The sequence below is a fragment of the Acidobacteriota bacterium genome, assembly GCA_028875725.1.
In the GTDB taxonomy this organism is placed as follows: domain Bacteria; phylum Acidobacteriota; class Thermoanaerobaculia; order Multivoradales; family Multivoraceae; genus Multivorans.
Genome location: JAPPCR010000023.1, coordinates 225,444 through 248,490, shown reverse-complemented (window position 1 = coordinate 248,490; position 23,047 = coordinate 225,444). Strand labels below are relative to the sequence as shown.

The 23,047-nt window shown below is 68.9% G+C and carries 19 protein-coding genes; 8 read left to right on the top strand and 11 right to left on the bottom strand.

The features are described 5' to 3' along the window. Window positions 1–9: 9 nt before the first annotated feature. Genes OXI49_16675 through OXI49_16665 form a run of 3 tightly spaced genes read right to left on the bottom strand, consistent with a single transcriptional unit; the run spans window position 10 to window position 2,322 of the window. Window positions 10–246, bottom strand: coding sequence for a hypothetical protein (locus OXI49_16675; GenBank protein MDE2692139.1), 237 nt, complete (start codon window positions 244–246; stop codon window positions 10–12). A 22-nt stretch (window positions 247–268) separates the two neighbouring features. Then, the gene (gene msrA / locus OXI49_16670) at window positions 269–934 is read right to left on the bottom strand and encodes a peptide-methionine (S)-S-oxide reductase MsrA (protein MDE2692138.1); all 666 of its coding nucleotides are present in this window, start codon (window positions 932–934) and stop codon (window positions 269–271) included. Further along, window positions 931–2,322: a sulfatase gene (locus tag OXI49_16665; GenBank protein ID MDE2692137.1), complete on the bottom strand. Its 1,392-nt coding sequence runs from the start codon at window positions 2,320–2,322 to the stop codon at window positions 931–933. Before OXI49_16665 ends, msrA begins: the two co-directional genes overlap by 4 nt. 123 nt (window positions 2,323–2,445) lie before the next feature. Between OXI49_16665 and OXI49_16660 the strand changes: the two genes are divergently transcribed. Genes OXI49_16660 through OXI49_16650 form a run of 3 tightly spaced genes read left to right on the top strand, consistent with a single transcriptional unit; the run spans window position 2,446 to window position 5,906 of the window. Continuing rightward, window positions 2,446–3,744 carry a sulfite oxidase gene (locus tag OXI49_16660; GenBank protein MDE2692136.1) on the top strand — a complete coding sequence of 433 codons (1,299 nt, stop codon included), beginning with the start codon at window positions 2,446–2,448 and terminating at the stop codon, window positions 3,742–3,744. Between the two features lies 1 nt (window position 3,745). Beyond that, window positions 3,746–4,111, top strand: coding sequence for a hypothetical protein (locus OXI49_16655; GenBank protein MDE2692135.1), 366 nt, complete (start codon window positions 3,746–3,748; stop codon window positions 4,109–4,111). 7 nt (window positions 4,112–4,118) lie between these two features. Then, window positions 4,119–5,906 carry a DUF2339 domain-containing protein gene (locus OXI49_16650; protein MDE2692134.1) on the top strand — a complete coding sequence of 596 codons (1,788 nt, stop codon included), beginning with the start codon at window positions 4,119–4,121 and terminating at the stop codon, window positions 5,904–5,906. On the opposite strand, the gene OXI49_16645 is transcribed toward OXI49_16650, so the two are convergent. Together OXI49_16645 and OXI49_16640 are read right to left on the bottom strand one after the other, a co-directional pair. Next, window positions 5,903–7,327 (bottom strand): ATP-grasp domain-containing protein, encoded by a 1,425-nt coding sequence (locus OXI49_16645; GenBank protein MDE2692133.1) that lies wholly within the window; start codon window positions 7,325–7,327, stop codon window positions 5,903–5,905. The two genes, OXI49_16650 and OXI49_16645, sit on opposite strands and share 4 nt — an antisense overlap. 214 nt (window positions 7,328–7,541) lie before the next feature. Next, a complete protein-coding gene (locus OXI49_16640; GenBank protein MDE2692132.1) occupies window positions 7,542–8,951 on the bottom strand; it encodes a sulfatase-like hydrolase/transferase in 1,410 nt (469 codons plus the stop codon). A 95-nt stretch (window positions 8,952–9,046) separates the two neighbouring features. On the opposite strand from OXI49_16640, the gene OXI49_16635 reads away from it, so the two are divergent. Both OXI49_16635 and OXI49_16630 read left to right on the top strand, forming a co-directional pair. Next, entirely contained in the window at window positions 9,047–9,751 is a 705-nt protein-coding gene (locus OXI49_16635; GenBank protein ID MDE2692131.1) for a DUF2161 family putative PD-(D/E)XK-type phosphodiesterase, read from the top strand. A gap of 80 nt (window positions 9,752–9,831) precedes the next feature. Then, on the top strand, window positions 9,832–11,103 hold the full coding sequence (locus OXI49_16630; GenBank protein ID MDE2692130.1) for a replication-associated recombination protein A: 1,272 nt from the start codon (window positions 9,832–9,834) through the stop codon (window positions 11,101–11,103). A gap of 2 nt (window positions 11,104–11,105) precedes the next feature. Here the strand turns inward: OXI49_16630 and OXI49_16625 are convergent, their stop codons facing one another. Then, a complete protein-coding gene (locus OXI49_16625) occupies window positions 11,106–12,446 on the bottom strand; it encodes a M24 family metallopeptidase (protein ID MDE2692129.1) in 1,341 nt (446 codons plus the stop codon). Between the two features lie 107 nt (window positions 12,447–12,553). Between OXI49_16625 and OXI49_16620 the strand changes: the two genes are divergently transcribed. Both OXI49_16620 and OXI49_16615 read left to right on the top strand, forming a co-directional pair. Beyond that, on the top strand, window positions 12,554–14,563 hold the full coding sequence (locus OXI49_16620; protein ID MDE2692128.1) for a DUF3604 domain-containing protein: 2,010 nt from the start codon (window positions 12,554–12,556) through the stop codon (window positions 14,561–14,563). A 206-nt stretch (window positions 14,564–14,769) separates the two neighbouring features. Then, a complete protein-coding gene (locus OXI49_16615; GenBank protein MDE2692127.1) occupies window positions 14,770–16,197 on the top strand; it encodes a serine hydrolase in 1,428 nt (475 codons plus the stop codon). Here the strand turns inward: OXI49_16615 and OXI49_16610 are convergent. The 5 genes from OXI49_16610 to OXI49_16590 are packed head-to-tail and all read right to left on the bottom strand — an operon-like array spanning window position 16,184 to window position 21,108. Next, window positions 16,184–16,606: a PIN domain-containing protein gene (locus OXI49_16610; protein MDE2692126.1), complete on the bottom strand. Its 423-nt coding sequence runs from the start codon at window positions 16,604–16,606 to the stop codon at window positions 16,184–16,186. The genes OXI49_16615 and OXI49_16610 overlap by 14 nt on opposite strands. Continuing rightward, window positions 16,584–16,859 (bottom strand): ribbon-helix-helix domain-containing protein, encoded by a 276-nt coding sequence (locus tag OXI49_16605; protein MDE2692125.1) that lies wholly within the window; start codon window positions 16,857–16,859, stop codon window positions 16,584–16,586. The genes OXI49_16610 and OXI49_16605 overlap by 23 nt, the downstream gene beginning before the upstream one ends. Window positions 16,860–16,919: 60 nt before the next feature. Then, window positions 16,920–19,043, bottom strand: a complete 2,124-nt coding sequence (locus OXI49_16600; GenBank protein ID MDE2692124.1) for a PQQ-binding-like beta-propeller repeat protein — start codon at window positions 19,041–19,043, stop codon at window positions 16,920–16,922. 20 nt (window positions 19,044–19,063) lie between these two features. Next, window positions 19,064–20,359: a mandelate racemase/muconate lactonizing enzyme family protein gene (locus OXI49_16595; GenBank protein MDE2692123.1), complete on the bottom strand. Its 1,296-nt coding sequence runs from the start codon at window positions 20,357–20,359 to the stop codon at window positions 19,064–19,066. Beyond that, the gene (locus OXI49_16590) at window positions 20,356–21,108 is read right to left on the bottom strand and encodes an alpha/beta hydrolase (GenBank protein ID MDE2692122.1); all 753 of its coding nucleotides are present in this window, start codon (window positions 21,106–21,108) and stop codon (window positions 20,356–20,358) included. The genes OXI49_16595 and OXI49_16590 overlap by 4 nt, the downstream gene beginning before the upstream one ends. Window positions 21,109–21,198: 90 nt before the next feature. On the opposite strand from OXI49_16590, the gene OXI49_16585 reads away from it, so the two are divergent. Then, a complete protein-coding gene (locus OXI49_16585) occupies window positions 21,199–22,995 on the top strand; it encodes a PQQ-binding-like beta-propeller repeat protein (protein ID MDE2692121.1) in 1,797 nt (598 codons plus the stop codon). The last annotated feature ends 52 nt before the right edge of the window (window positions 22,996–23,047 follow it).

Genomic DNA, 23,047 nt, shown 5'->3' with positions numbered 1-23,047 from the left:
CAGGGGCCCTCATCGCTGTACGTCCTTGTACTTGTCCGTCTTCCGGGCGATCAACTGCTGCCGGAGCACCGACAGCAGCAGGAGCGCCAGACCGCCGTAGAGAGCGACGACGCCCAGCTTGATGTAGAGCGGCGCCTCGTCGTCGACGGCCAGGGCGTAGATCGCGAAGCCGACCAGCGCCAGGACGCCGGCGAGGAAGAGCAGCCAGCCGAGGCCGCCGGTAATGCCCGCAGTCCTGTCCGCCATCGCTCTTTCCTCCTTCCGGCCCTCAGACCGCCTGCCGCGCCGGCACCTCGAGTCCGGTCTGGCAGGCCACCCCGGTGCCGCCCAGGCCGCAGTAGCCGGCGGGGTTCTTTGCCAGGTACTGCTGGTGGTAGTCCTCGGCGAAGTAGAAGTCGGGCGCGTCGAGGACCTCCGTCGTGATCGGCCCGTAACCGGCGGCGATGAGCCGCTGCTGGTAGGCCGCGAGAGACGCCTTCGCCGCCCGTCGCTGCGCTTTGGAGCAGGCGTAGATCCCGGAGCGGTACTGGGTGCCGACGTCGTTCCCCTGGCGCATGCCCTGGGTCGGGTCGTGGCTCTCCCAGAAGATGCGGAGAAGCTCCTCATACGAGATGCGCTCCGGGTCAAAGACCACGCGGACCACCTCGTTGTGTCCGGTCAGCCCGCTGCAGACCTCCTGGTAGGTCGGGTTCGGGGTGGCGCCCGCGGCGTAGCCGACCGCGGTCGTGATGACCCCGGGGGCCTCCCAGAACTTGCGCTCGGCGCCCCAGAAGCAGCCGAGGCCGAACATCGCCAGCTCGCTGCCGTCCGGGTAGGGCGGCGCGATCGGCGCGTCGAGTACGTAGTGGCGCGGCGCGACCGGCATCCCCTCGGTGCGGCCGGGAAGCGCCTCGCCGGGCTCCGGCATGCGGGCCTTGTTGAAGAACCAACTCATGGAGCGGATTGTAACGCCGGTCCGCCGACCGCCTGGCGGTGGCGCTCGATCGCACTCTCGATCCGTTCGACGATCTCCGGGTGTTCGCCGGCGAGGTCGAACCGTTCTCCCAGGTCGGTGCTGAGGTCGAACAGCAGCGGGGGATCGTGGACCTGCTCGTTGTCGAAGCCGCGCCAGGCGAGCTCGCCTTCGCCGCCCAGGGACTCCCAGGATTCGAGCACCAGCTTGTGGTCGCCGACCCGGTAGGCCCACAGGCGGCCTCTTGTGCCGTAGTAGAACCACTCGTCGCGCGGGCTGGGCTCGCCGCGAAGCACGGTGCCGGAGAGGTCGATCGAGTCGAGGTCGCGGTCCGGCGGTTCGGCGCCGGTGATGGCGGCGAGGGTCGCCATCAGGTCGACCTGGACGCCGATGTCGTTGATCGTCGCGGGCTCGATCGTCCCCGGCCACCAGAAGATGCCGGGCACGCGAAAGCCGCCTTCCCAGGCGGTGTGCTTGCCGTCCCGGAACGGGCCGGGCGAGCCGCCCAGGTCGTAGTAGGTGAGCCAGGGGCCGTTGTCGCTCGAGAAGATGACCAGGGTGTCGCCGGCGACGCCGCCTTCCTCCAGCGCGGCGACGACTTCGCCGACTGACCAGTCCAGCTCCTCGATCACGTCGCCGTAGAGCCCGGCCTTGCTGTGGCCCTCGAACTCGGGTGACCGGAAGATCGGCACATGCGGCATCGTGTGGCTGAGGTAGAGAAAGAACGGCGTAACGGCCTCGACCTGCCCTTTCAGCCAGGCCACGGATTCCTCCGTGTAGCGCCGCGTCAGGGTCGGCTGGTGGGTCGGCGTTTCGAGGGTCTCCTTCTGCCGGAACAGCGAGAAGACGAAGTCCTCGCTGGTCGCGTTCTTCATCCCTTCGTAGGTGTGCGGGACTTCCGGCCGCCGGCCGCCGTCGTTGAAATCCTCGACGCCATAGAAGTAGTCGAAGCCCGCGTCGTTGGGGTGCACCCCGCCGTCCGCGAAGCGGCCCGACATGCCCCACTTGCCGATGTAGGCGGTGGCGTAGCCGGCGGCCTGGAACATGTCGCCCATGGTCGTCTCGTCCGCCGGCAGGTTGGACCAGCGGTTCAGCTCGCCTCCCTGGATGCGGATCGGCATCCGGCCGGTCGCCAGCGCGATGCGGCTCGGGTTGCACAGGGGGCTCGAGGCGTAGAACGACGTCCAGCGCTGGCCTTCGGCCGCCAGCCGGTCGATGTTCGGGGTGCGGATGAGCGGGTGGCCGTAGGAGGACAGGTCGCCGTAGCCCATATCGTCGGCGAGGATGATGACGACGTTGGGTGGAGCAGGCGACGACGGTCCGACTGGCTCCGCGTCCGGCCCACACGCGCCGCACACGAGGAGCAACACGGCCGCGGTGGCAGCTGTTGGGCGTCGCTTTCCGGTCACCGCGTCGAGAGTAGCGAAGTCGAGAACCGTCCAGCTTGCGGGCTGCTAGCGTTCAGATGCACTTCAGCCAAGGGGAGGGTCAGGATGAGAGGTCGGGTACGGGGAATCCACGAGGTCTTCGCAGTCGACCCGGAGCGAGCGGACTGGGAAGTGTGGGGCCGCCGCTCGGATCTCCGCACCCGGCGGGGCTTCCTCAAGGGCCTCGGCGCGATGTCGGCCCTGGTCGGCGCGAAGATCGTCTTCTCCGACCTCATGCCCGCCGGCCTGATTCCGGCGGCGTACGCGAACCAGGCAGAGCCGTTCACGATCGAAGGCAAGGACGGTCTGACCGTGCTGAACGACCGGCCGCTCTGCGCCGAAACTCCCGCGCACCTGCTGAACGACGACATCACGCCCGTGAGCCGGCTGTTCGTCCGCAATAACGGCCTTCCGCCGGAGGACGTGGACGCCATGGGCTGGACCCTGACAGTCGACGGCGAGTCCGCCGCCGGTTCGATGACGTACACCCTCAACGACCTGAAGGAGCGCTTCGAGAACATCAGCCGCCAACTCGTCATGGAGTGCGGCGGCAACGGCCGGTCGGAGTACGACCCGCCGGCCTCCGGCAACCAGTGGACGGTGGGCGCCGTCGGGTGTCCGCGCTGGGACGGCATCCGTTTGCGGGACGTCCTGGAAGACTGCGGCTACCGCGACGACGCGGTCTACGTTGCCTACTACGGCGCCGATACGACGGCAGGCGGCGCGGGGGTCCCCATCTCGCGTGGGGTGCCGATGGCCAAGGCCCTGGAAGCCGAGTCGATGATCGTCTGGGGCATGAACGGCGAGCCGCTCCACCCGATGAACGGCCATCCGCTGCGCCTCGTGTTCGGCGGCTGGCCGGGCTCGACGTCCGGCAAGTGGCTGACCCGGCTCGCCATCCGGAACGTCGTCCACGACGGACCGAAGATGACCGGCATGTCCTACAAGGTGCCGCGTGAACCTGTTGCACCGGGGGCCGAGGTCGCCGAAGAGGACATGCGCATCATCGAGGCGATGCCGGTCAAGTCCTTGATTACCAATCCGCAAAGCGGCTTCCAGCATCCGCTTGGTGAGGCGCTGCCGCTCCACGGCCACGCCTGGACCGGCGACAACCGCGTCGAACGTCTGGACGTCTCAATCGACTTCGGCCGCACCTGGACCCACGCCGAGTTGCAGCCGCCGGCGAACCGCCTGGCCTGGCAGAACTGGGACCTCGACCTCACGTTCCCCGACGCTGGTTACCACGAAGTCTGGGCACGGGCGGCCGACGCGAACGGCGACGTACAGCCGGTGGTCCTGCCCGGCTGGAACCCGCGGGGCTACCTGAACAACGCTTGCCACCGGATCGCGGTCTATGTGGCTTAGTTTGTTCAGAGCGAGTCTGCTCGGTCTGGTCCTGTTGGCCGGCGGGGTGGGCGCTCAGAAGTCGCCCCAGCCACTCGACACCGAAACCGGCCTGATCAAGGACGAAGCCGGCGTTTGGCAAACAGCCCGCGACCACTGCACCGAATGCCACTCCGCGACGCTGCTGCAGCAGAACCGGACCGACCGCGACGGTTGGATCCGGACGATCCGCCGCATGGAGAAGGACGAAGGACTCGAGCCGTTGGGCGACCTGGAGAAGCGGATCCTCGACTACCTCGCCGTCCACTACGGCGCGCAGGTCAAGCCGACCGAACTGCGGCGAAGGAGGGCGCCGTTGCGACAACCCCCGGTCGCTGACGGGGCGTAGGCAGCGCGTGCCGGAGTCCCTCGATCGGCGGGTGCAAGCGCTTGAGGCGCGAGTCCGCGAGCTGCAGGAGGAGGTCGCCGCGCTGCGGGGCGAGGTGGAAGGCGAGCAAGCTGCGACGTCGCTGAGCCCGGAAGCGCCCGAGGCCTCGCCGGCTTCGGTCGAGCCGGGCCCTCAGCCCGTCGCGACCGCCACGGCGGGCCGAGAACCCCGGCGCCCCGCCTGGCGCGACATTGACTTCGAGTCCTTGATCGGCGGCCGCTGGCTGAACCGGATCGGCATTTTCACGCTGCTGATCGCGGCCGCCTTCTTCCTGCGCTACGCGTTCGAGAACGAGTGGATCGGGCCGACGGGGCGCGTCCTGATCGGGCTCGTGAGTGGCCTCGCACTCGCCGGCTACGGCGAGTGGCTCGCCGCACGGAAGACGCGCTACTTCGCCGAGGGGATGTCGGCGCTCGGCGCCGGCGTCGTCTACCTTTCGGGCTACGCGGCCTGGGACTTCTACGCCCTCGTTCCGCAGCCGGCGGCGTTCGCGTTCCTCGCCCTCGTCACCGCGGCGGTCATCGGCCTGTCCGTGCGGCGCGACTCGCAGCGACTGGCAGCCCTGGCGCTCGCCGGAGGCTTCCTGACGCCGGCGCTGCTCAGCACCGGCACGGACGCCCAGGTCGTCCTCTTCAGCTACCTCGCCCTGCTCAGCGCCAGCCTGCTCGCGCTGGCCCTTTTGCGCGGTTTCCGCGTCCTGGCGCCGGCCGCCCTGGTCGCGACCGCTGGCTACTTCATCGCCTGGTACGTCGAGTTCTACGAGGGCGAGCGGCTCCTCTCGACCGCTCTCTTCGGCACGCTCTTCTACGCCATCTACTTCGCTCTTCCTCTGGCCCGGGTGCGTCAGGCCCGGCGGCTGCGCCCGACCGAGCTCGGCGTGCTGGTTCTGGCGCTCGGCTTCTTCGTTCTGCTGCTGCAGCAGCTTCTCTACGAGGAACATCGGTGGTTGCTGACCGGAGCCGTCCTGGTCCTGGCGGCTGTCCACCTGGCCGTGTCCCGCGCGCTTGGGAGCTGGAGCGCCGGGGAAGAGCGGCGAAGCCGCCAACTCCAGGACCTGTTCGCCGTCCTCGCCGCGCTGCTGGCCACGATCGCCTTCCCGATCCGGCTCGAGGGCGACTGGATCACCCTGGCGTGGACCGCGGAGGCCGTCGCGCTGGCGATTGCCGGAACGCGGCTGCCGTCGATCTGGATGCGCATCTTCTCGGTTGCCCTCTTCGGCGTCGTACTGCTGATGACGCCGGCCGCCTTCGGCGGGCGGCGCGACCTGCTCTTCGTCAACCTGCGCTTCCTGACGCTGGCCGGGGTGGCGGCCGGACTGGTCGCCGCCGCCGTCTACGTACGCGCCCGGCTGAAGACCACAGTGCGGATGGAGGCGCCCGTTTGGGCCGTCGCGCTCGTTGTCGCCAACGTCGTCGCGCTCGTCGCTGTGTCGACGGAATCGTGGGACCTCGTCCAGGGTCTCGATGTCGACCTGGACCTCGATCTGGCCGCCCAGGTCGTCCTGTCGGCCGTCTGGCTCCTCTGGGCGGCCGCCCTGATCGCCGCCGGCATTCGCCGCGGCGCCCCGGGCCTGCGCTGGCAGGGCCTGGCGCTGCTGCTCGTCGTGGTCGGCAAGACGTTCCTCGTCGACCTGTCATTCCTCGAGCAGGGCTACCGGATCCTGGCCTTCCTGATCGTCGGCGCGCTGCTGGTGGCGGTGTCGTTCCTGTATCAGCGAAGTCGGCGCCGTGGGTCGGAGGCTGAGGAGGCGGGCTAGGGTTTCACGTTCCGCGCCGCCTCCAGATCACCGAATTCCGTGCCGAGCAGGCGATCCGCGAGGCGGAAAGCTCGCGCGGCCTGCGGCGCCGATGGTGGCCCGGGCTCGTTGGCAGCGGGATTCAGGGTGAAGCGCAGGAACCCGCCGATGGGGCCGGGTCCGAACAGAAGCGTCGCCTCGGGTTCCTCACCGGGCTCGGCCTCGCGGTAGTCGTCGCCGTCTCGCACCAGATCGTACGTGCCGGTGTCGGTGAGCGTCCGTTCCGTCGTCCTGCCGCCGCCGCAGACGCGGTTGGCGTCGGCGGCCTCGACGGCCGCCTGTTCGAGGAGTTCCGGCCGGTAGTCGAGTTCTTCGCCTTCGGCGATGGCCAAACAGAGCAGGATGAGAGGAAAGTCGCCCAGCGCGCCGGCGAGGGTGCTCACTCCGGCGCCGAGCCGCGGGTTGAGTTCGGTGGGCAGGAAGCCCTCCTCGGCCAGGATGCCGTCGATGCCGAAGGACCCGCGGAAACCGACCCGCTCGCGCAGCTCCGTGCCAACGCGGCGGGCGAGTGCGCGCATCGTCTCGCGATCGTCCGGTCGTGGATCGAACCAGGTGGAGCAGCCGGCGTAGAAGAGGCGGTCGCCGCTCGCCGGCCGGAGGACCAGCATCTCGACTGGGCGGAAGGCGACGACAGCGTCCGGAAACACGACGCCGTGGATGCTCGCCGGAATCCCCTCCAGGAAGGGCATGACGCGGACGCTGTCAGCGATCCGGGTCAGGTCCGCTGCGGCCTTCCGTCCGTCGTCGTCGGGTCGCACCCACCGCAGGGCGACGGCGCCGGCGTTGGCGCCTTCGCGGGCGTCCGGCGCCCAGACGGTGCCGTGGCCTCGGTCCAGCGCGTTGGCGGCGGTTCGGAGAGCCTTGTGTCTGGCCGGAACCACTTGAGACGGCGCGCGCGGCACACCGACCGTGTCCCAGAAGGCGTCGATGACGACCTTGTCTTCGAGGCCGGTCCATGCCGAGGCTCGAGCGGCGTATGCCGCTCGTCCGGCCACCGGCCGGGGCTCGGCCAGCGGGTCCGTGTGCAGGGTCCGGGCCCAGCCGTCCGGATCCCAGGCGTCGACCGCATCCCGCACCGCGGACGGAAGGTCGGCCAGCGCGCGCTGGACGTTGCGGTTGTGCTCCAGCGGATCCGTGCCGCGAACATCGAGCACGCGCAGCTCCGCATCTTCCCGGGGTGGCAGCGGTCCCGTTCCCTGGCTCCCGGCGACCACGAAGGGCCGCGCCGCGCCAAGTCCGCGGAGGTCGAGGGCCACGTTGCCGAGCCCCACCGCGATGTTGCCGGGCAGCACGAACCTGCGGCCCTCGAAGACGGGCCGCAGGAGGGCCTTGTAGTAGGCCCTCGCTTCTTCCAGAAGCGCTGACGTTGAAGTGTCGCTCACGATGATGTTCCTCGGTGCCGGACCGGCTACGGCGGAGGAGTCATCTGCGACGGCCCCTCCGGCAGCGGAGAGGTCCGTCGGTCTGTGGGTTCAGAGTGTCGGACGGTGGCCGACGGGACGGACCTCTCCACGAGCGCCGCGCATCAGCGCGCCGCAGGTAGTCAGGTTCCGCGTCGAACAGGTCCGAGCCATGGGCGGCGGACCATACCACGGGCTACGGGGCGCCGACGTCTTCCCGCCAGCGTTCGAGCGCCGCCATCATCGCTTCGACCCGCTGCGGTTCATCGGCGGCGAGGTCGGTCGTCTCGTCGAGGTCGGCTTCCAGATCGAAGAGCATGGGCAGCGGATCGGTGATCTCCTCGCCTTCTGCCGCGGCGGCTCGCTGCGTCCGGCGGTCGATGACCAGCTTGTAGCGGCCGTCCCGAACGGCGGCGCCGCGCCAGAACTGGGCCGGGCTGCTCCAGAAGAGTTGGCGGGGCGGCGCATCTTCGCCGTCGAAGAGAACCGGGCCGATGTCGGTGCCGTCGAAGGGCAGGTCGGGATGCGCAGCGCCGCCGGCCATCGCCAGGACGGTCGGCATCACGTCGAGTGTCGACGTGATCGCGGTGGACGTCGACCCGGCAGCGATTCTGCCGGGCATGGTCGCTAGCGAGGGGACACGGTGGCCGCCCTCCCAGTAGCTGGCCTTGAAGCCGCGCAGCGCTCCGTTGGACCCTTCGCGAGTCGCCCCGTTGTCGGAGAAGAACCAGACCAGCGTGTTCTCAAACAGGCCCTGCTCTTCGAGCGCGTCGAGGACGCGGCCGACACTCGCGTCCATCGACTCGACCATCTCGCGGTAGGCGCGCTTCCTGTCGGTCACCGCGCCGACGCCCGGAAACGTGTCTTCGCCCGCGTAGCGCTCGGCCGGGTCGCCCGGACCCTGGTACGGGTAGTGCGGAGCGTGGTGTGCCAGATAGAGGAAGAACGGCTCGTCCCGGTGCCCGGCGATGAACCGCTCGGCGTGGTCGCCGATCAGGTCGGAGAGGTAGCCCTCTTCGTCTTCGAGCGTCTCGCCGTTCCACCAGTCGGGCCGACCCATCCGGTCGACGTGGGACTGGTAGTCGATGTTGCCGCTGACGAAGCCGCGGAACTCGTCGAAGCCGTGAAGAGGCGGCTTGAACTGCGGCAGGTATCCGAGGTGCCACTTGCCGAAGACCGCGGTCGTGTAGCCGAGCTCCCGGAAGGCCTCGCCGATCGTGTGCGCCTCGGCGTCGATGCCCTGGTGGTAGAGCGGACTGTCCGAGTTCGCGACCAGGACGGCGGGAACGCCCGCCCGGTGCTGATAACGGCCCGTGACCAGGCCGGCGCGGGTTGGCGAGCACACCGCGCCGCTGGTGTGGAAGTCGGTCAGCAGCATGCCGGCGGCGGCCAGGCGATCCAGGTGCGGCGTCTCGATCCAGCCGTCATAGGGACTGATGTCGCCGTAGCCGAGGTCGTCCGCCATGATGAGGACGATGTTCGGCGGTCGACCGTCCTCGCCGCCCGCGGCCGAATCCACTTCGCCTGGCGGCGTGCCGCAGCCGACCGCGCAGGCGGCCACGGCGCAGGCCAGTGCAGCGGCTCGGGTGCCGTGGTTCGCCTTCATTGCTGTTAGCCCTCGTCGCCGTCTCCGCATCCCGGATCGTATACTCGGCGTCCGGCTCTCATGCGCAAGACGCTCATGGCACAGGGCTAACCAGCGTGCGCGAACAGACGCTCTACCCGCCGGTCAAGGCGTTTCTCGAGGGACAGGGCTACGCCGTCAAGGGAGAGGTCAACGGTTGCGACCTCGTCGCGGTGCGGGGCGAGGAGCCGCCCTTGATCGTCGAGTTGAAGACGAGTTTCTCCCTGCCCCTCGTGTTCCAGGGAGTCGCACGACAGGCTCTCTCCGACAACGTCTACCTCGCCGTTCCACCGTTCTCGGGACGGACGAATCGAAAGAAGGACGCCCTTGGGCTGTGCCGCCGCCTCGGGCTCGGTCTGCTGACGGTGAGGCTCGAGCCGACGCCCTTCGTGGAGGCGCTGGCCGACCCGGCGCCGTACCGGCCGCGCCAGCGGAAGCACACGATCGGACGGTTGCTGCGGGAGTTCCAGCGGCGGGTGGGCGATCCGAACCAGGGTGGCTCGACCGGCCGCCCGATCATGACCGCCTACCGGCAGGACGCGCTGCGCTGCGCCGTCCATCTCCGTCTGCACGGTCCGACGAAGGCTGCCGTCGCCGCCAGGGGAACGGGAGTTGCCCGGGCCAGGGCGATCATGTACGCGGACCACTACGGCTGGTTCGAACGCGCCGCGGACACACCTCCCGGCGTCTACCGGTTGACGCCGAAGGGCCATGCGGCGCTCAAGCAGTACGCTGACGCGGTGGCGGCGCTGGAGCGGAGCGACAGTAGCCTAGGAGTGTGACCAGCAAGCCGACGACCGCCGGCCTGTTCGACGACGCTGCGGAGGCCGGCTCCGGGACGTCCGCGCCGCTCGCCGAACGGATGCGCCCGGCTACGTTCGACGAGTTCGTCGGCCAGCAGCACATCCTGGGCGAGGACAAGGTGCTGCGCCGGTCGATCGAGGCGGACCGGGTGCCGTCGCTCCTGTTCTGGGGTCCGCCCGGGTCCGGCAAGACGACCCTGGCTCGGCTGATCGCGACCTCGACCCGGGCCCACTTCGAACCGGTAAGCGCCGTCTCGGCCGGTGTGGCGGATCTGCGCCGCGCGGTGAAGGGCGCGCAGGACCTTCGATCCCTCTACGGCCGGCCGACGATCCTGTTCGTCGACGAGATCCACCGCTTCAACAAGGCTCAGCAGGACGTGATCCTGCCCCACGTCGAAGACGGCACGATCACCTTCATCGGCGCGACGACGGAGAACCCGTCCTTCGAGGTCAACGCGCCGCTGCTGTCGCGTTGCCGGGTCTTCACGCTTCTTGCCCTGGACGAAGACGCGATGACAGGCATCGTCGAGCGCGCCCTGTCGGACGAGGACCGCGGCCTGGGGTTGCTGGCCCCGGAACTGGAAGCGGACGCCGTGGCGCACCTGGTGAACATCGCGAACGGGGACGCCCGGGTGGCGCTGAACGCCCTGGAGATGGCGGTCGTCGCCGCCGAGCCGGGAGAGGACGGCGTACGGCGCATCGACATGGAGGCCATCTCGGACGCGCTCCAGCGGCGGACGCCCCAGTACGACAAGGCCGGCGACAGCCACTACGACACGATCTCGGCCTTCATCAAGTCCGTCCGCGGCTCCTCGCCCGACGGCGCCTTGTACTGGCTGGCCAGGATGCTGGAAGCCGGCGAGGATCCGCTCTTCATCGCCCGCCGGCTGGTCATCCTGGCGGCCGAGGACATCGGACTCGCCAACCCGGGGGCCCTGCCGGTCGCCGTCGCTGCCCAGCAGGCGGTCCATTTCATCGGCCTCCCCGAAGGTCGCATTCCTCTCGCCGAGGCGACCGTGTACCTGGCGACCTCGCCCAAGAGCAACGCTGCCTACGTGGCCCTGGGTCGGGCAACGGAGGACGTGCGGAACGCCCCGCACGAACCCGTACCGCTGCACCTTCGTAACGCGGTCACGGGGCTGATGCGCGGCATGGGCTACGGCAGGGACTACAAGTACGGCCACGACTTCGAAGGCCACTTCGAAGAGCAGGAGTACCTGCCGCCCGGCCTTTCCGGCCGCCGCTACTACGAGCCGTCCGACCAGGGCTCCGAGAAGGCGATCGCCGAACGTCTACGCCGCTGGTGGGGCGACGACGACGGCAACGGGTAGCTCTACCGGATCACCAGCACCCGCGACTGCGGCGGATGCAGCCACTCGATGCCGCGCTCGGTGATCAACGCGTTCTCCTCGACGTTGATCGGGATCTTGTTGCCGTCCCATTCCTCGGCCGGCATGAAGACGATGAACTCGAGCGAGATGATCGAGTTGGGGCGGACGACGTACTTCGTGCGTTCCGGGTAGATCTCGAACAGGCTCGCGGCCATCTCGTGGCCGATGTTGCCGGCCCCGTGCATGCCGACGTTGACCTCGATGCCGGGGGCGTCCTGGGCGGCCACTTCCAGCTCGGTGTAGACGTAGCCGGCGTCCCGGATGATCTGCTTCAGTTCGTCGAGCTGCTCGCGGCCGGTGCGGCCCGAGCGGACGTGCTTGCGGATGATCTCCTGCACCTTCTTCGATTCGGCGAACGTGTTCAGCACGCCGGCCGGCGGCTCGGTCTCGCCCTCGCGCAGGACGTAGGCGAAACGCTTGATGTCGGTCGAGAAGTGGTTCCGGCCGGTGCCCCAGTCGATCTGCAGGACATCGCCGCGCTGGATCACGCGCTCGGTGCCGCCGATCTCGCTGCCGTCCGGGAGGTGGGTGTAGACGGTCGGAAACCAGCCGCGCTGCAGGTCGTGGTCGTGCAGCTTCTGCTCCAGCCAGCGGGCGACGTCGTTGTGCGTCGTCTTGCCCGGGGTGATGACCTCGTTGGACAATGCCCGCTCCAGGAGCCGCCGCGTGAGGTCGCCGACCTTCGCGAACTCGATGATCTCGCCGGCGACCCGCTCTCCGCGAAAGTCGGCGATCAGGTGCTGGGCGGACGTGAAGCGGGCCGCGTACTTCTCACCGAGTTCGCTCGTGAGGAACTTGAAGTCCGTGTGCGTGAGTCCGTCCGCGACATGGAGGCCTTCGGCTCTGTAGGGAACCGCGAGGTAGTTGAGACCGATGGTCAGAGGATCGCGCTCCTCGACGATCGACCGCAGCTCTTCGAACCGTCCGAACCGGTCGTAGGCGCCGCATTCCGTGGCCAGATCGGTCTCGCGGCCGAGCTGGATCCGTTCGATGCGGTCGCCGCCGCGGTCGATGAAGATGAAGAAGGTCTGGCCGTTGACGGTCGAGATGCAGAAGTCGCGCGTCATCGGCTGAGTGCCGCGGCCACGGTCGGTCACGATCCACATGTCGATGTCGTTGCGCCGCATGGCGCCCGGCAGCACGTAGTCGAACTTGTCGTGTCGGATCATGCAGGAGGTTTCCCACCTGGAGCGCACGTCGTCGGGTTCGGCGCTCGAAGCGGGCGCGGCGATGGCCGTGAAGGCCAGGGCAGCGGCGAGAACGGTCGGCAGCGAAGGCTTCATCTTCGTTCTCCTTCTGGAAGTGAGTTGAAGTCACTATAGAGGGCGATAGCGTCGGGCGCCGACCTCGGATGGTCGGTTTCCCCTATTCCCCAGCCTTGGAGAACTGAATGAGATCCGAGCCGATCCGCTTCTTGCTGCCGCTCCTCGTGTTCGCCGCGCCCGCCTGGGCGGCGCCGGGCGCCGAGGGGACCACGGACGGCGCCGTTCGAGGCGGTACCGTCTCGCGCACCGAAGATCGGCCCGCCTGCCTCGACGCCACGCCGCTCCGCCAGGCGCTGTTCGGCGACCTCCACGTTCACACCAGCTTCTCGTTCGACGCGGCGGCGATCAGCACCGGCGCCACGCCGGCGGACGCCTACCGCTTCGCGAAGGGCGAGGCGATCCCGTTCTGGCCGATCGGGCCGGACGGCGCGCCGGCGGGCAGCATCACGATCGACCGGCCGCTCGACTTCGTGGCGGTGACCGACCACGGGGAGTTCCTCGGCGAGCGCCGCCTGTGCCGGGATCCCGAGTCTCCCCGCTACGGCTCGGAGTTCTGCACCACGTTCCGCTCAGACCAGCGCGTGGGGATGCAGATGCTTGGCGCCGTCATCACGACCGAGACCCCGAGCAGGACCGAGGAGATGTGCGGTGAGGACGGGGCGCTGTGCCGGGAATGGGCGATGAGCCCGTGGCAGGAGATCATCGAAGCGGCGGAGGATGCCTACGACCGGACGGAGGCATGCAGCTTCACTTCCTTCGTCGGATACGAGTACACCGGCACGCCTGGGATCTCGAACTATCACCGGAACGTCGTCTTCCGGGGCTCGGAGGCGCCGGAGCTGCCGGTCTCCTACATCGACGCACCCTCGGACAGCCTGCTCTGGCAGCGCCTCGACGAAGTCTGCGGCGACGGGTCGGTGCGGCCCGGTTGCGACTATCTGACGATCCCGCACAACAGCAATCTCGCGAACGGCCGGATGGCGCCGTACCGTGGACTCGACGGAACGCCGGAAGCGCGCCGCGCCTACGCGGAGAAGCGGCTGGAGCGGGAACCGATCGTCGAGATCTTCCAGCACAAGGGCGGCTCCGAGTGCATCAACGGGCTGTCGACCGTCTTTGCCGAGCCGGACGAGCTCTGCGACATGGAGGCGGTTCGCGTGCTGGGCCGCGAGGAGACGGTCCAGTCCCTGCTTTCGGGCGAGACGACCTTGCGGACCGAGGAGTGCCCGGAGGGTGAGAACGGCAACCAGGGCATGCTCGGTGCCGGCTGCGTCGGCCGGACCGACTTCGTTCGCCCGGCGCTCGTCGTCGGCCTGGAGGAGGAGCGGGAGACCGGGCTCAATCCGGTCAAGCTCGGCATCATCGCGTCGACCGACACGCACACGGCGACGCCGGGGGCCGTGGCGGAAGACGACTGGCGGGGCGCGGTTACCCTGGAAGCGACGCCCGAAGAGCGCCTGCAGCCGGGCTTGCTCACGAGCGGCATCGACGGCAACCCGGGCGGTCTGGCCGGCGTCTGGGCGGTCGAGAACTCCCGCGACGCGATCTTCGAGGCGATGGAACGGCGCGAGGTGTTCGGCACCTCGGGTCCGCGGATCCGGCCCCGGTTCTTCGCCGGCTGGGGCTACTCCGAGAACCTGTGCGACCAGGCGGATCTCTTTGAGCAGGCCTACGCCGGCGGCGTGCCGATGGGCGGCGATCTGCCGGAAGCGTCGGCCGGCGCGGCGCCGACCTTCCTCGCCTTCGCCGCCCGCGACCCGGCGGACGGCGCCGGGCTTCTGCAGCAGCTCCAGCTCGTCAAGGGCTGGGTCGACGCCGACGGGACGGGCCGCACCCAGGTCATCCCGATCGCCGGATCGCCGGAGAACGGAGCGAGCGTAGATCCCGCGACCGGCGAGCGAAGCGGCGAGGGCCACGACACCCTCTGCACGGTCTACCGCGACGAGGCGTTCGATGCCGGCCTGCACGCTTACTACTATCTGCGAGTGGTCGAGAACCCCAGCCTGCGCTGGAGCTGGCACGACTGCCAGCGCCTCGCCCCGGAAGACCGTCCCGCCGTCTGCTCGGACGGCTCCTATCCCGAGACGATCCAGGAGATGGCCTGGACGTCGCCGATCTGGTACCGGCCGGAGTAGGGGACGGCGTGGCAAGTACGGCACAAGGGGGGTCAGTTCCGGAACGGGGTGCGCCGGCGCCCTCGCCGGCATCCGGCGCCAAGCGCCGGTCTGCCGGGCGAGCAGGTCCTGCTTTCCTCGCGGCGGCGCTGTTCGCCGGTTGCGCCGACAATGGCGGGAACCCACCGCCGGCCGCCGGTCAGGAACCGACACTCGGCGAGAGCTTGGTGGCGCGTGGCCAGGAACATGAGCTCGACACGATCCGCGCGCCGCCGCCGGGCGACTTCATCGAGCACGAAGCCGCCGGTTTCGCCAAGGTCCTGTGCTCGGCGGTCTTCCTGACCGGGCTCGATTTCGAGGACGCGTGGACCCAGATCGGCGGGTTCACCTCCCGCCACCGGTACCGCGACCGGTTGCCGGGTCGGGTGCTCGACCGCGAGAACGGGCAAGTCCACATCACGACGGACACAGGCGTGACGCGGACCGCCATTCTCCACGGCGACCAGGGCTGCGTTGCCCTGCCGCAGGGCGAGGACGCGCCGTTCTACGAGACGGTTCCGGTCTCCAGCACGCTCGATGAGAGCGCACTCTGGCCGATGGGCGACCGGCTGCCGGACGAGCCGCTGCCGGACGACGTGGACGCGGCCAAGCTGGTCGCAGCCGTTGAGGCCGCCTTCGACCCGGAGGCGATGACGCTCGCCTTTGTCGTGTTGCACCGCGGCCGGCTCATCGCCGAGCGCTACCGCGAGGGCATCGACAAGGACACGCCCCTTGAGAGCTGGTCGATGAACAAGAGCCTGTCGGCGACCCTGATGGGCGTGCTGATCGAGCAGGGCGAGTACACGCTCGACCAGTTGGCGCCGGTCGATTCCTGGCACGAGGACCCGGACGACGTCCGTGGCACGATCCGCATCCAGGACATCCTCCGCATGTCGAGCGGTCTGCGCTGCGTGAACGCCGGCGACCCCGAGTACGACGAGGCGGCCATGGGCTACCCGGACCACCTCTACCTCTACACCGGCACGGTGAACTCCCACCTCTGGGCCACCGAACGGCCGCCGCAATGGCCGCCGAACACGATCGGCCGCTACCGGAACTGCGACCCGATCCTGATCAACCACCTGGTGCGCCTGGCGGTCGAGGGTCGCGGCGAGAACTACCACCAGTTCCCCCAGAAGCACCTCTTCGACCGGATCGGCGTGCGGCGCTTCGTCGCCGAAGCGGATCCCTACGGCAACTTCCTGCTGAACGGCTACGGTTTCGGATCGGGCCGCACCTGGGCGCGGCTGGGCCAGCTCTACCTGGACGACGGCGTTGCGCCTACCGGGGAGCGCGTGCTGCCCGAGGGCTTCGTCGAGTTCGTCAGCACCCCGGCGCCGGCCTGGGTCGCCGACGGCCGGCCGATCTACGGCGGCTTCTTCTGGATCAACAACCTGCCGCGCGGAGGCAGCAAGCGTTACCCGTCACTGCCGAACAGCGCGTTCAGCATGCAGGGCGCCGGCGGTCAGAGCACGATCATCGTGCCGTCACACGAGATGGTGGTGGTCCGGCTCGGGCTCTACGAGGGGTCGTTCGGCGGGCGTGCCGATGCGTCGTTACAGAGCGCGCTGGCGCTGCTGGTGGAGGCGATTCCGGAAGAAGCTACGAAGGCGTGAGCACGGGAATCACGCGGCGGTTGCCCTGGCGGTAGATCCGGAAGTCGGAGTCGAGGGTTAGCACGGACGCCTGGTCCGAGCGTTCCACGATCCGCACCAGGCACGCGTCGGCGAAGGACATCGGCACGTTGCGGTACCGGCGGATAAGGCGGCCGACGGCTAGAACGTCTTCTTGTGCCGCGAGTACTCGGGTGACCTTCAGTACGCCCCGTTCGACGAGCGTCACCGGCAGGCTCTGATCCTCGCCGGCGCGCGCCAGGAGAAAAGAGGCTTCGGAGAGCACCGCTTCACAGGTGAGGAGTGGTGCCGCGAGCGTTTGAAACTGTTCCCGGGCCCACTCGTGATGGACCTCATCCGCGTCGAGCAGCGCGACGATCGGACCGGTATCAGCGACGACGGTCGGCGGCACGTCGAGCGTCCGAGACGACAGCCTGCTCGAGAAGATCGGGATTCGTCGCCAGGTCGCGGCGACCGCTCCGAACGGCGCCGATCAGATCGCCAGCCAGTTCGGCGCAACTCGGCGTCGCCGGCGTAGGAACGCGATCGAGCGCTTCCCCGACGATCTCTCGCAACAGAGCGGACCGCGTGATGTTGCGTCGTTGCGCTTCGCTTGCAAGGGCAGCGTGGAGCTCGGTCGGTAGCTTGACGGAGAGTGCGTGCATGCGCAGGAGCGTAATGCGATACGCCGCAGTTCGCAATACCGCCGCTGTCTCCGTTGCCAGCTACGCGCCGCGTTCTTCGGTGATCAGGATGTTGCCCAGCGCGCCTGCGTCGAGTTCCCCTTCGCCGGCCGGGAACTCGTTCACCTGCAGCATGTAGGTGAGGATGTCGAGATACGTTTCCCGCGGCAGGCTCCCCGGATTGTCGGTCGGCATCGTGGTCCGGATCGCCTCGAAGAGCTCGTGCAGCGTTTTGCCTCCCCACAGGAACTGGAAGCTGACGCCGACCAGGCCCGGGGAGTTGCTGCCACCGCCGAGATCCTCGCCGTGGCAGGTGGCGCAGTTCTGGACGTACGGCGCGACGCCGCGCTGCGCTTGGTCGGCGGTGTAGACGCCGTCCCAGATGGTCAGGGAGGCCTCGGCCGCTCCGGCCGCGTCGCGGTCGGTGGCCGCCGTCCGGGTGCGCCCGCTTGCAGCCGGCAGGTCGGCAGGCAGCGCGAACACGTGGATCGAATTGCCGTTGGTCGGCCGGCGGATGTGGGGAATGAGGTCGCGCGGCACCATCGTCGCCCAACTGGCGCCGCCGGTTCCGACGGGAATCGCCACGTACTGGCGGCCGCCGGCGAGGTAGGTCACGGGGAAGCCCTGGGCGGACGTGGGCAGCCGCGTCTGCCAGAGGATGCGGCCGGTCCGCGCCTCGTAGGCGTACACGTAACGGTCGTAGTCGCCGGCGAAGACGACGCCGCCGCTGGTGGCCAGCGCGGCGGTGTTGATGGGCGACAGCGTGCGGTGCCGCCACATGATGTCCCCCTCCCTGACGTCGATCACCATCAGCTCGCCGAGGTTGCCGCCGGAGTAGGGGTGCATCGTGTTGATGCGCTTGACCGGACCCGCCCCGCCGCCGCCGAGGACGCGCTCCACGGGGCCGAAGGTGGCCAACTCGCAGTTCATCGTCATTGGGATGTAGAGGGCGCCCGTGTTCGGGTCGTAGGACATGGCGCGCCAGCTCTTGAACCCGGACGTGCTCGGGCACATGTTGATCTCGACGCCGATCTCCGGGATCAGTTCCGGGCGGTAGGTCACCTCGCCCGTCTCGCGGTCGACGTCGACGAGGTTCTGGTAGCCGACGTCGATGGCGTCGAGGAACTCGCCGGTCTCCCGGTCGAGCTCCCACAGGATGCCGAGCTTGCCCATCTTGTAGAGCTTCTTCCGGCCGTCGACATCGATCAGGAGGGTCTCGAAGACCTCGTCCATGTCGTGGGTCTCGCCGGGCAGGTATTGGTAGTACCAGAGCAGCTCGCCGGTGTCGGGATCGAGCGCGAGGCTGGAGTTCGTGTACAGCGCGTCGCCGTCCGTGCCGCGGACCGAGCGGGCCCACGGCTTGGCCTGGGAGGTGGCCCAGTAGACGATCCTGAGTTCCGGGTCGTAGCTGCCGGCGATCCAGGCGTCGCTGCCGGCACGGAAGCGGAGCGGCAGGTCGCCCCAGGTGTCGCCGCCCGGCTCGCCGGGCCGCGCGACCGTTGAGGTCCGCCAGATCTCCTCGCCGGTGTCCGGATCGTGGCCGGTGATGAAGCAGACGTCGTCCTTGTAGCGGCCGCAGCCGGTGATGCCGGTGACCAGCTTGCCGTCGGCGACGATCGGGCCCGCGGTGTAGCGGTAGCCGAGAGCCGGGTCGGCGGTCGTGGTCTCCCAGATCAGCTTCCCGTCACGGGCGTCCAGCGCGAAGATCGTCGCCCGGGGGCTGGCGCCGAAGATGCGGTCGCCGAAGATCGCGATGTTCTTCTGGACACCGCGGCCGAAGGCGCCCGATCCGTCGCCCACGGGTTCCGGCCGGTACTCCCAGAGCAGGTCCCCGGTGGCGGCGTCGAGGGCCTGGACCACGGCTCCGGGACTCGGCAGGTACATGACCCCGTTGTGGATCAGCGGCGCGGCCTCCTGGGGACCGGTGTCGTCCATCGCCCACGCCCAGACCAGTTGAAGCTGGCCCACGTTCGCGGTCGTGATCTGGTCGAGCGGGCTGTAGCCCCAGGCGTTCTGCGTGCCGCGCCAGTGCAGCCACTGGCCCGGTTCCGGGTCGTTCAGCATCTCTTGAGTGACTGGCACGAAGGCGGTCTCCTGAGCGCCCAGGCCGGCGCTCAGGAACGACATCGCGGCCAGCGAGCAGGCGAGGCGTGTCAACGACTTCATGCGGAAGGCGCGATGCTACTTCACCGTGTGAGGCGGTGATCGAGGACCATCTCCTCGTTCAGCCCGGTGCCGAAGCCCGGCTCGCTCGGCGCCAGGAAGTCGCCGTTCTCGAACGGTCCCTGCATCGCGTCGAGGATTACCGAACCGGTGGCGAAGCTCTCCGCCATCGTGCAGCTCTGGGCGGTCAGCGAGATCGGGAGCCCCCAGAGGCTGCCGCCGCGGTGGGGAATGAGTTCGAGGCCTGCCGCTTCGACCAGGTCGGCGATGCGCTTCGCCGCCGTGAGGCCGCCGCACCAGGTGATGTCCGGCTGCAGGACTTCGGCCGATCCGACCCGCACCAGGACCTCGAAGCCGTGCTCCGTGTACTCGTGCTCGCCGCAGGCGACTTTCGTCCAGCCGGGACCGCCGCCGCCGATCTTCTCGACCAGCTCTGCATAGCCGAACACGTTGTCCGGCGACAGCAGTTCCTCCATGAAGTAGAGGTTCGCCGGACGCAGCCGGTCCGCGACGCCGACCGCCCAGTCGACGGTGCCGTTGCGCGAGACGCAGTCCGTCATCAGGTTGCCTTCCGGGCCCATCGCCTCGCGGGTGGCGAGCACGTCGTCGATCCACTGATTGGTTTCGTCCTCGGAGCTGTGGGGGCCGATGGGCAGGATGCGCTTGAAGTGGCGGATGCCGAGGGCCTTGCCGGCCGCGATGTCGCCGCCGGTCTGGTAGACGGCGACGCGATCGCCGGGCTGTCCGCCCAGTAGAGCATGGACCGACTCGCCGGCGTGCTTGCCCTTGATGTCCCAGAGCGCCGTGTCGACGGCGGAGAGCGCCATCGCGAAGACGCCGCGGCGGCCGTAGAGCACGGCCGAGCTGTACATCTGGTCCCAGAGCTGGTCGACGTTGAGCGGGTTCGTGCCGACCAGGAGGTGCTTGAGATGGCCGTCGATGATCTCGACGGCGGCGCTGCCCCCGGCGCCCATGCCGAAGCCAGTGATGCCGGCGTTCGTCTTGATGATCGCGATGATCGCGGACGGAAGCTGCTCGAAGGGTCCGCCCCAGCGCCAGCGGCGCGGATCGTCGTCGCCGGAGAAGACCGGCGGATCGAGCAGGCCCTCGGAGCGCTCGTTGATGTAGACGGGATAGGCGTCGACCGAGCGGACCGTGATTCGATCCGAGTCTCCGTCTTCGGGCTGCGGCCCGGAGCAGGCGCCGGTTGCCGTGCCGGCGATTCCCGCAGATGCCGCGACCGCGGCCAGACCGGCGCTGCGGCTCAGGAAGTCACGGCGGCTCGATCGTCCTGGCGCTGCGAAGTCGTGCTGTTTCATGGGGGAAGCTCCGAGGTGTTCGCTGCGACGAAGTCCGTGAAGATCGCGGTGGCGAGGTCGGGGCGTTGGAGCACCGAGCCGTGGCCGACGTTCTCCATCACGACGAGTTCCGCGTCGGGCGCCATGGCGGCCAGATCGCGGCTGGACGGGAGGTTCGGGTCATGGTCTCCGGTGGCGACCAGGGTCTTCATCGCCAGCCCCCGCGCCGCGGCCGCGAGGTCGAAGCCCCTGGAGATCGCCTGCATGGCGGGGCGGACCGAGTCCGGGTGGGCGTGTTGGCGCCAGCCGTTGGGCCGTTCGAAGCGCTTGATGCCCGCGATCTCCTGCTTGTGGACGGCTTCGCGGCTGCCTTCCCGCTGTGCCGGAACGTCCGGCGGGTCGATCGCGGCATCGTAGAGCGCAAGCAGGTCGACCCGTTCGGGGTGGAGTTCGGCATAGGCCAGAGCCGCCCGCGACCCCCAGGCCATGGACCAGACGTGGGAGCGCTCGATGTCGAGTGCCTCGAGGATCTTGACGGCGTCCGCCGCGTACTGTTCCAGCGTGTACTGGGAGGGGTCCGCCGCCGGCGTGCTCTGGCCGGTGCCGCGGATGTCGAAGCGGACGGTGCGGTAACCGCTTCCCAGGCGCTCGACGATGAAGTCCCACATGCGGAGCGTGCAGCCGCCGCCGTTCCAGAAGAGGACGGCCGGCGCCGTCGGGGCGCCGTCGACCTCGACGTTCAGCGTCGCGCCGTCGACTTCGATTCGCATCGGAAGCCTCGATGATGTCACTTGCCGGCCGTCGTCGTGGGCTAGAGTCCGCGTCTTGTCGTTGAGAACAGCGAGGAACGGAGGCGCTTCATGAAGAGTGCGCGCCCGCTCGAGTGCGTGGTGGTGGTTGTGACCCTGGCCCTGGGCTTCGCGTTCAGCGCCGCATTGGCGGCCCAGGATGCGGCATCGACGTTCGTGCCGGTCACGGACGAAATGCTCGAGGACCCGCCCGACTCGGAGTGGCTCATGTTCCGCCGCACGCACGACAGTTGGGGCTACAGTCCGCTGGACCAGGTCGACCGCGAGAACGTCCAGCAGCTCGGTCTGGTCTGGTCACGGGAGATCGCCGTCGGAACCTCCGAGATCACGCCCCTGGCCTACGACGGGGTCCTCTACGTTCCCTCGTTCGAGGACACGATCGAGGCGGTCGACTCGACGACCGGGGACTTCATCTGGCGCTACACGCGCGAGCAGCCCGAGGGGCTCTACGCGCAGGTCGGCTTCAACGCGAAGAACAACCGGAACATCGCGATCTACGACCGGCTGATCCTGAACAACAGCGACGACAATCACGCCTTCGCGCTGGATGCCGAAACCGGCGAGCTGGTCTGGGAGACGCAGATCCTCGACTACAAGGTGAACCCCGCGACTCACAGCTCGGGTCCGATCGTCGCGGACGGCCGCGTCGTCTCGGGGCGGAGTTGCCGTCCATGGGGCGGGCCGGAGTCCTGCATCATGATCGCGCTCGATGCCCTGACCGGGGAGGAACTCTGGCGGACACGCACGATGCCTGCGCCGGGCGAGCCCGGGGACGAAACCTGGGGCGACGTGCCGTTCGAGAAGCGGCACCACGTCGGCACCTGGATGGTGCCGAGTTACGACCCGGAGCTCGAGCTCATCTACTTCGGCACCGCAGTCACTTCGCCGGCGCCCAAGTTCATGCTTGGCGGCACCGAGCTGACGCACCTGTACCACAACTCGACGTTGGCGCTGGAGGCGGACACCGGCGAGATCCGCTGGTACTTCCAGCACCTGAACGACCACTGGGACCTGGACCATCCCTTCGAACGCATCCTCGTCGACCTTCCGGTGTCGCCCGATCCCGAGGCGGTGCGCTGGATCCGGGAGGGCCTCGAACCCGGCGAGACACGCAAGGTGATGACGGGGATCCCCGGCAAGACCGGCTTCGTCTACACGCTGGACCGCGAAACCGGCGAGTTCCTGTGGGCGCGGCCGACCGTGCCGCAGAACGTTGTCGTCGACATCGACGAAACGACGGGGCGGGCGGTCGAGAACACCGAGATCATCTTCACGGAGCTGGATCAGGAGATGCTCGTGTGCCCGACCTGGATCGGTGGTAAGGACTGGGAAGCCGGTTCCTACAGCCCGCTGACCCGGACCATGTACTACCCGCTGCGGAACATGTGCGCGCGGATGCTGGTGACGGGCGACACGAACAGCCCGCGGGCGCAGGCGTTCGAACAGCAGGTCGCGATCTACAACCTGGCTGCGGACCACATCCAGGCGCCCGGCGAGGAGTACCTCGGCACGGTGTACGCGATCTCCGCCGTGACGGGTGAAACGAAGTGGCTGTTCGAGACGGAAGGCGCAACCTACTCGGTCGTCGCGACGGGCGGGGGCCTGATCTTCGGCGGCGATTCGAGCGGGCGCTTCCGCGCCTTCGACCACGAGACCGGCGAGGTTCTATGGGAGGTCAACGTCGGCGCCCCGGCGATGGGCTACCCGATCTCCTACGCCGTCGACGGCCGCCAGTACGTGGCCATTTCGACCGGGCCGGGAAGTCTCCGCCACACGCCGGAAGGCGCCGCGCGCGCCCGGGGCGGGAGTCTGTTCGTGTTCGCACTGCCGGAGGGTCGCCAGGACTAAACCTCCAACAAGGTTGTAGGGGCTGCTAGGATCCAGGAATCCGAATCAATCC

Bases quoted from the DNA above. Each gene is read 5' to 3' on its own strand.
- OXI49_16585 (MDE2692121.1), top strand. From the start codon at position 21,199: ATGAAGAGTGCGCGCCCGCTCGAGTGCGTGGTGGTGGTTGTGACCCTG.
- OXI49_16625 (MDE2692129.1), bottom strand. From the start codon at position 12,446: ATGAAGCCTTCGCTGCCGACCGTTCTCGCCGCTGCCCTGGCCTTCACG.
- OXI49_16590 (MDE2692122.1), bottom strand. From the start codon at position 21,108: ATGCGAATCGAAGTCGACGGCGCGACGCTGAACGTCGAGGTCGACGGC.
- OXI49_16630 (MDE2692130.1), top strand. From the start codon at position 9,832: ATGCGCCCGGCTACGTTCGACGAGTTCGTCGGCCAGCAGCACATCCTG.
- OXI49_16595 (MDE2692123.1), bottom strand. From the start codon at position 20,359: ATGAAACAGCACGACTTCGCAGCGCCAGGACGATCGAGCCGCCGTGAC.
- OXI49_16620 (MDE2692128.1), top strand. From the start codon at position 12,554: ATGAGATCCGAGCCGATCCGCTTCTTGCTGCCGCTCCTCGTGTTCGCC.
- OXI49_16640 (MDE2692132.1), bottom strand. From the start codon at position 8,951: ATGAAGGCGAACCACGGCACCCGAGCCGCTGCACTGGCCTGCGCCGTG.
- OXI49_16660 (MDE2692136.1), top strand. From the start codon at position 2,446: ATGAGAGGTCGGGTACGGGGAATCCACGAGGTCTTCGCAGTCGACCCG.
- OXI49_16605 (MDE2692125.1), bottom strand. From the start codon at position 16,859: ATGCACGCACTCTCCGTCAAGCTACCGACCGAGCTCCACGCTGCCCTT.
- msrA (MDE2692138.1), bottom strand. From the start codon at position 934: ATGAGTTGGTTCTTCAACAAGGCCCGCATGCCGGAGCCCGGCGAGGCG.
- OXI49_16675 (MDE2692139.1), bottom strand. From the start codon at position 246: ATGGCGGACAGGACTGCGGGCATTACCGGCGGCCTCGGCTGGCTGCTC.
- OXI49_16600 (MDE2692124.1), bottom strand. From the start codon at position 19,043: ATGAAGTCGTTGACACGCCTCGCCTGCTCGCTGGCCGCGATGTCGTTC.